The 11,733-nt window shown below is 64.4% G+C and carries 10 protein-coding genes; 4 read left to right on the top strand and 6 right to left on the bottom strand.

What is annotated here, in order from left to right; genetic code table 11:
• Positions 1-2: 2 nt before the first annotated feature.
• Both NX862_RS11180 and NX862_RS11175 read right to left on the bottom strand, forming a co-directional pair.
• Entirely contained in the window at positions 3-440 is a 438-nt protein-coding gene (locus tag NX862_RS11180; protein WP_264494001.1) for a hypothetical protein, read from the bottom strand.
• Positions 437-1,687: a Zn-dependent hydrolase gene (locus NX862_RS11175; protein ID WP_264494000.1), complete on the bottom strand. Its 1,251-nt coding sequence runs from the start codon at positions 1,685-1,687 to the stop codon at positions 437-439. The genes NX862_RS11180 and NX862_RS11175 overlap by 4 nt, the downstream gene beginning before the upstream one ends.
• Positions 1,688-1,805: 118 nt before the next feature.
• Between NX862_RS11175 and NX862_RS11170 the strand changes: the two genes are divergently transcribed.
• The 4 genes from NX862_RS11170 (at position 1,806) to NX862_RS11155 (ending at position 5,647) form a co-directional block, all read left to right on the top strand.
• Positions 1,806-2,435, top strand: a complete 630-nt coding sequence (locus NX862_RS11170) for a TetR family transcriptional regulator C-terminal domain-containing protein (RefSeq protein ID WP_264493999.1) — start codon at positions 1,806-1,808, stop codon at positions 2,433-2,435.
• A gap of 45 nt (positions 2,436-2,480) precedes the next feature.
• Positions 2,481-2,927 carry a heme-binding protein gene (locus NX862_RS11165; RefSeq protein ID WP_264493998.1) on the top strand — a complete coding sequence of 149 codons (447 nt, stop codon included), beginning with the start codon at positions 2,481-2,483 and terminating at the stop codon, positions 2,925-2,927.
• Positions 2,924-3,541 carry a TetR family transcriptional regulator C-terminal domain-containing protein gene (locus NX862_RS11160; RefSeq protein ID WP_264493997.1) on the top strand — a complete coding sequence of 206 codons (618 nt, stop codon included), beginning with the start codon at positions 2,924-2,926 and terminating at the stop codon, positions 3,539-3,541. Before NX862_RS11165 ends, NX862_RS11160 begins: the two co-directional genes overlap by 4 nt.
• Positions 3,542-3,682: 141 nt before the next feature.
• Complete coding sequence (locus tag NX862_RS11155; RefSeq protein WP_264493996.1) at positions 3,683-5,647, top strand: potassium transporter Kup; 1,965 nt, start codon at positions 3,683-3,685, stop codon at positions 5,645-5,647.
• A 334-nt stretch (positions 5,648-5,981) separates the two neighbouring features.
• Here NX862_RS11155 and iolB read toward each other — a convergent pair whose 3' ends face one another.
• The 4 genes from iolB to NX862_RS11135 form a co-directional block, all read right to left on the bottom strand.
• Positions 5,982-6,797: a 5-deoxy-glucuronate isomerase gene (gene iolB / locus NX862_RS11150; protein ID WP_264494303.1), complete on the bottom strand. Its 816-nt coding sequence runs from the start codon at positions 6,795-6,797 to the stop codon at positions 5,982-5,984.
• An 84-nt stretch (positions 6,798-6,881) separates the two neighbouring features.
• Positions 6,882-8,708, bottom strand: coding sequence for a 3D-(3,5/4)-trihydroxycyclohexane-1,2-dione acylhydrolase (decyclizing) (iolD, locus tag NX862_RS11145; protein ID WP_264493995.1), 1,827 nt, complete (start codon positions 8,706-8,708; stop codon positions 6,882-6,884).
• Positions 8,708-10,606, bottom strand: coding sequence for a bifunctional 5-dehydro-2-deoxygluconokinase/5-dehydro-2-deoxyphosphogluconate aldolase (locus NX862_RS11140; protein ID WP_264493994.1), 1,899 nt, complete (start codon positions 10,604-10,606; stop codon positions 8,708-8,710). The genes iolD and NX862_RS11140 overlap by 1 nt, the downstream gene beginning before the upstream one ends.
• Before the next feature lie 252 nt (positions 10,607-10,858).
• Positions 10,859-11,689 carry a MurR/RpiR family transcriptional regulator gene (locus tag NX862_RS11135; RefSeq protein WP_264493993.1) on the bottom strand — a complete coding sequence of 277 codons (831 nt, stop codon included), beginning with the start codon at positions 11,687-11,689 and terminating at the stop codon, positions 10,859-10,861.
• Positions 11,690-11,733 lie beyond the last annotated feature (44 nt).

The raw sequence follows: 11,733 nt of genomic DNA, 5'->3' as shown, positions 1-11,733 counted from the left end.
TCCTACTCGCTAGGGACACCGAAATCATTCGCTGGGAAAAAACCGCTGACAGTTCCGACAGGTTTGTTGTCGATCAGAGTTGCGTAGTTTCCCTTGTTGATCGGGGCGATGACGACCTCACTTGACCCGCCACAAACTTCGTCCCAGCCCTCAACCTTAAGGTCTGGCCCAATTACCCCGACGACTGTTTGAGCGGGTGTTCGAACTGCGAATCCTCCGCGATCCACCGTTATCTCACCCAATATGGCGCCATAGGGTTTGTCGGGGTTGTCAAACGTGTCAGAGCGAACGATTGCCGTTTCATAGCCACCGTCAGGGTAGATGACTTTGTCTAACTTGATCGGGCCAAAGAGGATTTCCGCCACCTGGCAAGTTGACTGCGCGAAAACGGGAGAAGCCGTCAGAAAAGCCAGCACCAACGTGCTAAGAAAGAGCCTCACTCCACCACCTCCGCTACCTGCAAGACCGCATGGAGCATCACGTCCGTCCCAGCGGCCGCCCATTCAGGGCTGATGCTCTCGGCCTCGTTGTGGCTTAGGCCATCCACGCAGGGGCACATGATCATCGTGGTCGGTGCCACGCGGTTGATCCAGCAGGCGTCGTGGCCGGCTCCGCTCACGATGTTCATGTGGCTATGGCCGAGGCGTTCGGCCTGGCTGCGCACGATATCCACCAGGCCGGGGTCGAAGGTGACGGGATCGAAATGGCCGACGGCCTCGATCGAACACCCAAGGCCGAGTTCTGCCGCCACCGCCGCCGCCGCGCGTTCGACCTCGCCGCGCATCAGGGTCAGCTTCTCCAATTCGGGCGAGCGGATGTCGACGGTGAACACCACCTTCCCCGGGATCACGTTGCGCGAGTTCGGAAAGACCTTCACCTGCCCCACCGCGCCCACCGCCCCGGGTTGATGCGACATCGCGATCTGATGCACGCGCTCGGTGATCCGCGCCATGCCAAGACCCGCGTTCACCCGCATCGCCATCGGCGTGCTGCCGGTATGGGCGTCCTTGCCGGTCAGGGTGATTTCCAGCCACCAAAGCCCCTGCCCGTGGGTCACGACGCCAATCGTCTTGCCAGCCGCCTCCAGGATCGGGCCCTGTTCGATATGCAGCTCGAACATGGCCTTCATCTTGCGGGCGCCGGTGACTTCGGAGCCCTCCCAGCCGATGCGGCGCAGTTCCTCACCGAACAACTTGCCGTCCAGATCGCGGCGCGATTTCGCGTAATCCTCGGTGTGCAAGCCCGCGAACACGCCCGAGGCCAGCATGGCGGGGGCAAAGCGCGCGCCCTCTTCGTTCGTCCAGTTCGTCACCACGATCGGATGCTTGGTGCGCAAACCCAGGTCGTTCATCGTGCGCACGACCTCCAGCGCCCCCAGAACCCCCAGCACACCGTCGTATTTCCCCCCCGTCGGCTGGGTGTCCAGATGGCTGCCCATATAGACCGGAAGCGCCGCAGCATCGACCCCCGCCCGGGTCGCGAACATGTTGCCCATGGTGTCGACGCCCATGGTCATGCCGGCCGCCTCGCACCAGGACTGAAAGAGACGGCGCCCCGCGGCGTCCGCGTCCGTCAGGGTCTGGCGGTTGCAGCCGCCGGCAACCCCGGGGCCGATCAGCGCCATATCCTCCAGGCTCTGCCACAGACGCGCAGAATTGATGCGCTGGTTTTGACCAAGTCCCGCCATTTTCGTCTCCCTGTCGCCCAAAGGTCTTAACGCCCTTGCCGCGACTCTTTTCCTGACCTTATGGTCAGAGTGAACGCCCGACCTGACCAATCGGTCAAGATAAATCTGAAAGCCCGCGATGAGTGACGCAAAGACGCCCGCCAAACGCTCGGAAATCCGGCAGGCCAACGAGGCGCTGATCCTGCAGGCCGCCGAAAAGGTCTTTGCCGAGGCGGGCTTTGGCGGCGCCACGATGCAGGTGATTGCGGACCTTGCGGGCCTGCCCAAGGCCAACCTGCATTATTATTTCGCCACCAAAGAGGACCTTTACCGCCGCGTCGTGCGCAACATCTTTGAAATCTGGCTGAAGGCGGCCGAGGCGATGGATGTCTCGGATGACCCGGCCCTGGGGATCGGCGCCTATATCGAGGCCAAGATGGCCCTGTCGCGCGCCCATCCCGATGGGTCCAAGGTCTGGGGATTCGAAGTCATGCATGGCGCGCCGGTGATCCAGGATTACCTGGAAACCACCTTGCGCAGCTGGACCGAAGACCGGATCGCGCGGATCGAGGCCTGGATCGCGGAGGGCAAGATCAAGCCCATCTCGCCGCGCCATCTTTTGTATATGATCTGGGCCACGACCCAGCATTATGCTGATTTCGGCCATCAGACCGCGACGCTGAATGGCGGGGCCTATGGCGATGCCGAATGGCAAGAGGCGACCGAGGCGGTCAAATCTATCCTTCTGCGCGGCATCGGCGCCATTTGACTCCGCCACCCTTTCCGCCATTCTGGCGAAAAACCGGGGGGGACCATGGGCCAAGATATCGACACCGAACTGGCGGGGCTGGGGCTGCAGGCCTGGGGCGAGGATGTGGCGCTGGAGCTGGGGCACCTTCTGTTGGGGCTGGCGCGGGCGCGTGATCTGCCGGTGGTCATCGACATCCGCGACGCGGGGCGCAGCTTCTTTCATGCGGCGCTGCCCGGGTCTTCGGCGCAGAATGACAATTGGGCGCGGCGCAAGTCGAACCTGGCGCTGTATATGGGGCGGGCCTCGATGGCGGTGACGCTGGACTTCCGCGCCAAGGGGCGCGATCTGGCCACCGAAGGCCTGTCCGAGGCCGATTACGCGCTGTCGGGGGGGGCGGTGCCCTTGCGGTTGGGCGGCGCGATGGTGGCGGTGGCCACGGTCTCGGGCTTGCCAGAGATGGAGGATCACAGGCTGGTCGTCGAAGCCCTGGGGCAGTTGATCCGCGCATGACCAAGCCGCAAGCCAAGACCAAGACCAAGATCCAGGAGCGCAATTCGCGCGCCATCCTGGAGGCGGGGTTGGATGTGTTTTCCGCCCAGGGCTTTCGCGGCGCCACGCTGGATCAGATCGCCGAGGCGGCGGGCCTGTCGAAACCCAACCTGCTTTACTACTTCCCCTCCAAGGATGCGATCTATCTGGCGCTTTTGGAACAGCAGCTGCAAACGTGGCTGTACCCTTTGCGCGCCATGGACCCTTTGGGCGACCCCCTGGCCGAGGTCATGGCCTATGTCCGCCGCAAGCTGGAACTGTCGCGCGACTTCCCCCGCGAAAGCCGGCTTTTCGCCAACGAGATCCTGCAAGGCGCCCCCCGCCTGATGCCGGAAATCGAAGGCGCGCTGAAACGGCTGGTCGAAGAGAAATCCGCCATCCTGACCCGGTGGATGTCCGAGGGCCGCATCGCGCGCATGTCGCCGGTGCATCTGATCTTTGCCATCTGGGCCATGACCCAGCATTACGCCGATTTCGACGTCCAGGTCCGTGCGGTCCTGGGGCCGGGTCATGACCCCTTTGCCGAGGCCGGCAGCTTTCTGGAACAGCTGTTTCGCAAGCTTCTTGCGCCCTGAGGTCGGCGTTAACGGAATCCTGATGTTTCAGGCGAAGAATGGCCGACCTCACGCGGGGCTCACAGCGACGTTACGGCAGCGCTGGACGCCGGGCGCGGGGCGGTGTAGTCAGCGCCTCTGGACAGGTCCACGGCCAAGGTCATGAACGAAAAGAACCCGCAAGACGCGACGGTTGCTTCGGCAGAAAACTCTCCCGCAGACTCCGAGAATAACACCGCCAAGGCAGAGGGGCACACCGCCTCGGGCCATGGCAAACAGGCCAATCTGGCCAAGTTGATCCTTGGGTCGATCGGGGTCGTCTATGGCGACATCGGGACCTCGCCGCTTTATGCCCTGCGCGAATCGCTGCATTGGGCAAAGTGGGATGGCAAGACGGCCAGCGATGTTTACGGCATCGTCTCGCTGCTCTTGTGGACACTGGTGCTGATCGTGACGGTCAAATATGTGCTGTTGATCATGCGGGCCGACAACCGGGGCGAGGGCGGGACCCTGTCCCTGGTGGCCCTGGTGCAACAGGCCCTGGCGCGGCGTCCGGCCTGGCTGATCGGCGTCGGCGTCGTGGGGATCTCGCTGTTCTTTGGCGATGCGATGATCACGCCCGCCATGTCGGTGCTTTCGGCGGTCGAGGGCATGACCTATGTCGCCCCCGGCTTCAAACCCTTCATCGTGCCGGTGACGCTGGGCATCATCATCGCGTTGTTCCTGTTCCAAAGCCAGGGGACCGAGCGGGTCTCGATCTTTTTCGGCCCTATCATGGTCCTGTGGTTCGGGTCGATGGCGGTGATGGGGCTGATGCATATCGGCGACAACACCGAGATCCTGAACGCGCTGAACCCAATCCACGCGGTCGAATTCCTGACCGCCCATGGGCTGGCCAGCTTTTTCGTCATGGGCTCGGTCTTTCTGGTCGTCACCGGGGGCGAGGCGCTTTACGCCGACATGGGCCATTTCGGCCGCAAGCCAATCCGGCTGGCCTGGACCGGCCTGGTCTTTCCGGCCCTGTCGCTGTCCTACCTGGGTCAGGGCGCCTTCGTGCTGGCCCATCCCGAGGCCGCGCGCGACCCCTTCTTCCTGATGGTGCCCGAGTTCCTCTTGTTCCCCATGGTGATCCTGGCCACCGCCGCGGCGGTCATCGCCAGCCAGGCCGTGATTTCGGGGGCGTTTTCGATGATGCAACAGGCGGTGCAGATGGGGCTTTTGCCGCGTCTGGAGATTCGCCACACCTCCGAGACCCAGCACGGCCAGATCTATATGCCGCGGGTCAACATGATCCTGATGGTGTCGGTGATCATCCTGGTCGTGGCGTTTGAAAGCTCGACCCGGCTGGCCTCGGCCTACGGGATCGCGGTGACGGGCGACATGGTGATCACGACGATCCTGGCCTTTGTGCTGTTCCGCAAGGCGTGGAAATGGCCGCTGGTCCTGTGTCTGGCGGTGATCCTGCCGATCCTTGGGGTCGAGCTGCTGTTCCTGGGTGCCAACCTGATCAAGATCGTCGATGGCGGTTATGTGCCGGTGATCCTGGCCGCGACCATGTGCCTGGTGATCTTCACCTGGATGCGCGGAACGGCCCATGTCAAACACAAGGCGGCGGATTCGGCGATCTCGCTGACCAAGCTGATCGCGATGCTGGACAAAAGTCAGCCCATGGCTGTGCCCGGAACCGCGGTCTTCCTGACCCAAGACCCCGATACGGCGCCCTCGGCCCTGTTGCACAACCTGAAACACAACCGCGTGCTGCACAGCCAGAATTTCATCGTGACAGTGACGGTGGCGAACACGCCCACGGTGTCGGATGAAAAGCGCATCGTGATGGAGCGCCTGTCGGACCGCTTTGTCCGCATCGTGATGACCTTCGGCTATATGGAAACGCCGAATGTGCCCAAGGCGCTGTCCCTGGCGAGGAAACGCGGCGAGAAGTTCGACATCATGACGACCAGCTTCTTCCTGAACCGCAGGACCTTCCGGTCAGCCAAGCATCACGGATTGCCCTTCTGGCAAGAGCGGCTGTTCATCGGCCTGTCGAAATCGGCCGCCGATGCGACGGCATTCTATTGCCTGCCCTCGAACCGCGTGGTCGAGATGGGGCAACAAATGGCGATTTGACGGGGTCCCGTTGGTATCCGAGGCATGAAATGCCACGGATACCAACGGGAGGAAGCGGGGGGCTCGCGCCCCCCGCACCCCCGCGCCAAAGGGGAGCACGCTCCCCTTTGGAAACCCCGTGAGTATTTGGGCCAATGTGAAAGACTAGAATGGTCGGCAACTGCAGGCCGTTCTGCCTCGAAGGGAATGGCCCATCTTCTGTCCGCTGTTACGGGCACCACCGCCACCTTCACCCGATGCCTGCGCCGCGTTGGCATTTGGGGCCGTAGGGCGGGGTTAACCCCGCCGCTCCCCCCGCAAAGCCAAAGGCGCGCCCCCTTGCGACGCGCCTTTCTCATGCCGTGGGAGTGTCGCGCCGGTAGATCCAGTCGTGATCCGGGTCGTTCTGAAACCGCCAATTCCGCCGCGGCCCCGCCATCACGTTCAGGTAATACATCTCATAGCCATAAGGCGCGCCGCAGGGGTGGTGGCCCTTGGGCACCAGCGTCACATCGTGGTTCTTCACCGCCATGGTCTCGTCCAGCGACCCATCCTCGGTATAGACCCGCTGGATGCCAAAGCCCTGCCCCGGGTTCAGCCGCATGTAATAGGTCTCTTCCAGATAAGTCATGCGGGGGAAGTCGTCCTCGTCATGGCGATGGCTGGGATAAGACGACCAGTTGCCCTGCGGCGTGAAGACCTCGGTCACAAGAAGCGAGCCCGCAACGTCACGCCCCTCCATCGCGATGTTGTTGACCAGCCGCAGATTGGCCCCCGCGCCGCGCGGCAACAGCGATATCCCCTCGGGCCCCAGCCTTTGCGCCTGATAGTCGCCCATGTAGGGCGCCGTGCAGACCGCCAGCGTGCAAGCCGTGGTCGCCTCGGCCCGCCAATCGACTCCGCCGGGGAAATAGACGCAATGCGGCGGGGTCTTTTCGAAGACATCCATCCGCGCGCCCATCTCGCCGAAATCCTGCCCCGCGCCCGAGACACGCGCCTTGCCCTCGACCAGCACCAAGATGACCTCACGGTCGCCGGTCAGCTCGGCCGCCACATCCCCCGCCTCCAGCCGGTAAAGCCCGAAGCCGACATAGCCCCAACCGGCATCCGCGGCCGAGATGTCATGCACCTTGCCCCGCGTCCCCTTTGGTTTGCGCAACAGATCGACCATCTCCGCCTCTTTCTCTTTCATACTGGCTCAAATACCTCCACGGGGGTCCGGGGGTGTGAAACCCCCGGCGCCAACCGCAATCGCCTAGTTCAGCAGGACCTGGCGCTTTACCCCCGCCTCATAGCCCGCGCGCGCCGTCCGCACCTCGGCGCGCTCGGAGACTTCCGGCACCGCCACATCCCACCAGGTGCCGCCCGCGCCGGTCCCGGGGCCTGCATCGGTGTCGATCACGATGACCGTGGGAAGGGTCGCCGACTTGGCCGCCTGCATCGCGGCCTCCAAACCGGCAATCCCCGCAACCTTGACCACATTGGCCCCCATCGACCCGGCATGGGCCACGAAGTCCAGCTTGGCCGGGTTCACGTGATAGCTGTCGTCCAGCATGTTGTTGAACGGCGCGCCCCCGGTGCCCTGTTGCAGCCGGTTGATGCAGCCATAGCCGCGGTTGTCGGTCAGCACGACGGTAAAGGGCACGCCCATCATCACCGCCGTCGCCAGTTCCGAATTCGCCATCATATAGGACCCATCGCCCACCATGCAGACCACGTCCTTATCCGGAGCCGCCATCTTGATCCCCATGGCGCCGGCGACCTCATAGCCCATGCAGGAAAATCCGTATTCCATGTGATAGCCGCCCTGCGCCGCGCGCCACAGCACATGCAGCGCGCCCGGCATGGTGCCCGCCGCACACATGATGACCGAATCTTTCCCCGTGTTGCGCGCCACGGCGCCGATCACCTGGGCATCGGTCGGCAGGTCATTGCCCCCTGGTGCCGCAAACAGCGCATCGGTCGTGGCAAACCAGGCCTCGCGCGCGGCGAAATCCGGATCGGCGAAACGGTGATCCCCCAGCAAGGCCGAGATCTTCTCCAGCGCCACCAGCGCATCGCTGACCAGGGCCTGTGCGCCGCGCTTGCCCGCATCATAGCCGTGGATGTTGATCGACAGGATCTTGCGACCGGGCCGCGAAAACACCGTCCAGGACCCCGTGGTGAAATCCTGAAACCGCGTGCCCACACCGATCACAAGATCGGCCTCGGCCGCCAGCTTGTTGCCGCAAGCCGTCCCCGTGACGCCCGGAGAGCCGAAGTGCAAAGGCTCCTCCCAATCGACCGCGCCCTTGCCGGCTTGGGTTTCCACCATCGGGATGTTGTGCTTGCGGGCAAAGTCCACCAGCCTGGCCTCGGCGCCGGAATAGATCACCCCGCCGCCTGTCACGATCAGCGGACGGGTCGCAGCCTTGATCGCGGCCACAGCCTCGGCCAGTTCGCGGGCATCGGGCTCGGGGCGGCGGATGTGCCAGACGGTCGGGGTAAAGAAGGCGACCGGGTAATCATAGGCCTCGGCTTGGGTGTCCTGGCAAAAGGCCAGACAGACCGGGCCGCAATTGGCCGGATCGGTCATCACCCGCATGGCGCGGGGCAAAGCGGTCAACAGATGCTCCGGGCGGCTGATCCGGTCGAAATAGCGCACCACGGGGCGGAAGCAGTCGTTCGCGCTGACAGTGGCATCGTCGAAATCCTCGATCTGCTGCAGGACCGGGTCCGGCGCACGGTTGGCAAAGACATCGCCCGGGATGATCAACAAGGGCAGCCGGTTGACATGGGCCAAGGCCGCAGCCGTCACCACATTGGTCGCCCCCGGCCCGATCGAGGTCGTGACCGCCATGGCCCGGCGCCGTTTGTGCGTCTTGGCATAGGCGATGGCGGCGTGGGCCATGGTCTGCTCGTTCTGGCCGCGCCAGGTCGGCAGAACGTCGCGCGCGCCGTGCAAGGCCTCACCGATCCCCGCCACATTGCCATGGCCAAAGATCGCCCAGACGCCCTCGATGAAACGCTCGCCCTCGGGCGTCATCTGCACCGAAAGCCATTTCACCATGGCCTGCGCAGCCGTCAAACGGATCGTCGCCATCACTTCACTCCCCCGCGTGCCGCATCCCAGACGCCACAAAGCCCCGTATATCTCTCAACCATCATCGCCACGGCCTGATCATCCGACAAGGCCCCCGCCATCCAGCCCCGCGCCGCATCGCCAAAGATCGTGCGGCCGACGGCAAAGCCCTTGACCAGCGGATGCTTGGCCGCCAGCGCAAACGAGGCCGCCAGCTGTTCGGCCGGCGCATCCAGACCCAAGACCACCACGCCACGCACATGCGGATCGTTCCTTGTGATCGCGTCGCAAGCCTTGGCATAGGCGGCATCAGTCGCAAAAGGCTCCAGCTTCCACCAGTCGGGATAGACGCCGAGGTCATAGAACCGCTGGATGATCGCGGCTGAGGTGTCATCATTCACGGACGCCACCTTGGACGGAATGACCTCCAGCAGCATTTCCAGCCGGTTCCTGCGGCAGGCGTGGAAAAGCCGCACCACGGTCGCCTCTTGGTCGGCCTTCATCTCGGGCGTGTCGTCGGGGTGATAGAAGCACAGGACCTTGCAGACATGTTCCAAGGGCCATTCCTGCAAGCCGCCGAAATCGGGGCCAAGTTCGGGTTCCAGCGTCAGGGGACGCGAGCCCGGCCATTCCACCGGCCTGCCGATCCAAAGGCCGGTGCCCGCAGCCGCATAAAGCGCCTCACGGCCGAGGCGGCTGTCGCACAGGATGCCATAGCCCTGACGGCCCGCGCTTACCTGCAACGCCGCCTTCAGGCACAGCTTTTTAAAGGCGCCGATCTTGGCCGTCGTCGCCCCTTCCATCGCCTCCAGTTGCATCCGGTGGTCAAAGGCAAAGACCCGCATCGTCGACAGGTCCTTGTGGCGGTTGGTCGCCCAATGCACCTGCTCCAGCGCCTTGTCCTTGCGCAATGCGGGCTGCACCACGCCGCGCGCAAGGAAGAACTGCAGCTCCTCCCAGGACGGATAGGCCGGGGTGCAGCCATGGCGCGAGACGGCGAAAGCCCCGCAGGCATTGGCATATTTCAAGGCGACGGGCCAGGCCTCGCCGTCCAGCCACCCCTTGATCAGGCCGGACATAAAGCCGTCGCCTGCGCCCAGGACGTTAAAGACCTCGATCGGGAAACCGGGGCCGGACTGGCCTTCGTCCAGCGTGTCGGGGATGGCGCCGGTGAAGGCCACGGCGCCCATCGGCCCGCGTTTGCAGACCAGAGTCGCCGCACTGACCGCCCGCACCGCCCGAAGCGCGCCAATCGTATCGGTCGTCCCGCCGGCGATATGGAACTCTTCCTCGGTGCCGACGATCAGGTCGAACAGATGCAGCGTCGATTGCAGCTTGGCCGTGACAGCGGCCGACTCGATAAAGCGGCTCTCGCCATCGCCATGCCCCGCCAAGCCCCAAAGGTTCGGCCGGTAGTCGATGTCCAAGGCGGTCTGCGCCCCCGAGGCGCGGGCCAGGTGCAGCGCCTTCATCACGGCAGCTTCGGTGCGGGCATGCGACAGATGCGTGCCAGTGGCCACCACGGCGCGGGCCTCGGCGATGAAAGCAGGGTCAATGTCGTCTTCGCATAGCGCCATATCGGCGCAATTCTCGCGGTAAAAGATCAGCGGGAACTGGCTTTCGTCGCGGATGCCCAGCAGCACCAGGGCCGTCAGCCGCGCCGGGTCGGTTTTCACCCCCCGCACGTCAACGCCTTCGCGCGCCAGCTCTTCGCGGATGAACCGCCCCATGTGTTCGTCGCCGACCCGGGTGATCAAGGCCGACTTCAGCCCCAGCCGCGCCGTCCCAGCCGCGATATTGGTGGGCGATCCGCCGATATACTTCTGGAACGACCCCATGTCCTCCAGCCGCCCGCCGACCTGCGCGCCATAAAGGTCGACCGACGACCGCCCGATGGTGATGACGTCAAGCTTCTTCATGGCACTCCCCCCCAGCCGCTCCCGGGAATCGCCCGGGCCGTCGTGGAATAAATATTCCACGCCCAGTCAAAATGAAAGCCCCTTTCCAGAACCCCCCTGCAATTTCATCTGTCCAAAAATATCCACGGGGGTTCCAAGGGGGAGCGTGCTCCCCCTTGGTTGGGGGGTGCGGGGGGCGAAAGCCCCCCGCTACCTCCGGGTCGAGACAAGGGCGCTAGCCCGCAGGCAAGACCCGGACCTAGCCCCCCCCTTTTACAAAACCTCCCGCGCCGTCCCCACCGCGACGGCCAAAGCCATCGCCATGGCAATCGTCGCCGACAGCGACCGGAAGGCGCCGAAATCCACCTCCGGCACCGTCAATATTGCCGTCGCGTGCCGCACCAGGGGCGAGGTCATCCGGTCGGTCAGCGCCACGACCGGCAGCCCCCGGGCCGAGGCCTCGGCGGCCATCTGGATCGTCTCTTCGGAATAGGGCGCAAAGGTGATGGCCAGGACCGCATCGCCGGGGCGCAGGGCATGGCGATGCTCCAGCTTGCCAAGCCCGCCATGCAGCATCGCCGGAACCGCCATCTTCTCCAGCACATAGGCCAGATAGCTCGACACCGGAAAGGCCCGCCTGTAGCCCACCAGATGCAGCGTCCCCGCCGCCGCCAGGATATCGACCGCGCGGGTCAGGGCCTCTTCGTCGGCCTGCTTGGCCAGGGTTTCCAGCGACAACCGCCCCGCCTCGACGAACTCGGCCAGCAGTGCGGCCGGCGACCCCGCCTCTCCGGCCCGCAGGTTTTTCAACCGGGTGGAGTAATCGGGAAAGCCGGGGGAATAGGCGTCACGAAACAGCCGTTGCATTTCGGAAAAGCCCGAAAACCCAAGGATCTGGCAAAACCGCATCAGGGCCGAGGGCGGCACTTCCGCCCCCGCCGCAAGCTCTGCGACCGTCGACACCGCGATCCGTTCCGTATTGGCCGCGATGTAGTCGGCGCATTGCCGCAACCGGCGCGGCAGGTCGTCCAGCACCTCGGCCAGGCGCAGGCGGAATTCCTCCACCGTGGCGGGCGCGCGCATATCCTCGTCGGTCTCGACCATGTCCCTGCCCTTGTGTCGCGGCGCCCTTCTGCCGGGGTATGGAA

Origin of the sequence: Stagnihabitans lacustris, assembly GCF_025950525.1 — a bacterium.
In the GTDB taxonomy this organism is placed as follows: domain Bacteria; phylum Pseudomonadota; class Alphaproteobacteria; order Rhodobacterales; family Rhodobacteraceae; genus Stagnihabitans.
The sequence above is the reverse complement of the archived record's forward strand: the minus strand, read 5'-3'. Positions and strand labels throughout refer to the sequence as shown.

Excerpts from the sequence above, each read along its gene's own strand:
- NX862_RS11175 (WP_264494000.1), bottom strand. The coding sequence starts at position 1,687 with ATGGCGGGACTTGGTCAAAACCAGCGCATCAATTCTGCGCGTCTGTGG.
- NX862_RS11170 (WP_264493999.1), top strand. The coding sequence starts at position 1,806 with ATGAGTGACGCAAAGACGCCCGCCAAACGCTCGGAAATCCGGCAGGCC.
- NX862_RS11165 (WP_264493998.1), top strand. The coding sequence starts at position 2,481 with ATGGGCCAAGATATCGACACCGAACTGGCGGGGCTGGGGCTGCAGGCC.
- NX862_RS11160 (WP_264493997.1), top strand. The coding sequence starts at position 2,924 with ATGACCAAGCCGCAAGCCAAGACCAAGACCAAGATCCAGGAGCGCAAT.
- NX862_RS11155 (WP_264493996.1), top strand. The coding sequence starts at position 3,683 with ATGAACGAAAAGAACCCGCAAGACGCGACGGTTGCTTCGGCAGAAAAC.
- iolB (WP_264494303.1), bottom strand. The coding sequence starts at position 6,797 with ATGGTCGATCTGTTGCGCAAACCAAAGGGGACGCGGGGCAAGGTGCAT.
- iolD (WP_264493995.1), bottom strand. The coding sequence starts at position 8,708 with ATGGCGACGATCCGTTTGACGGCTGCGCAGGCCATGGTGAAATGGCTT.
- NX862_RS11140 (WP_264493994.1), bottom strand. The coding sequence starts at position 10,606 with ATGAAGAAGCTTGACGTCATCACCATCGGGCGGTCGTCGGTCGACCTT.
- NX862_RS11135 (WP_264493993.1), bottom strand. The coding sequence starts at position 11,689 with ATGGTCGAGACCGACGAGGATATGCGCGCGCCCGCCACGGTGGAGGAA.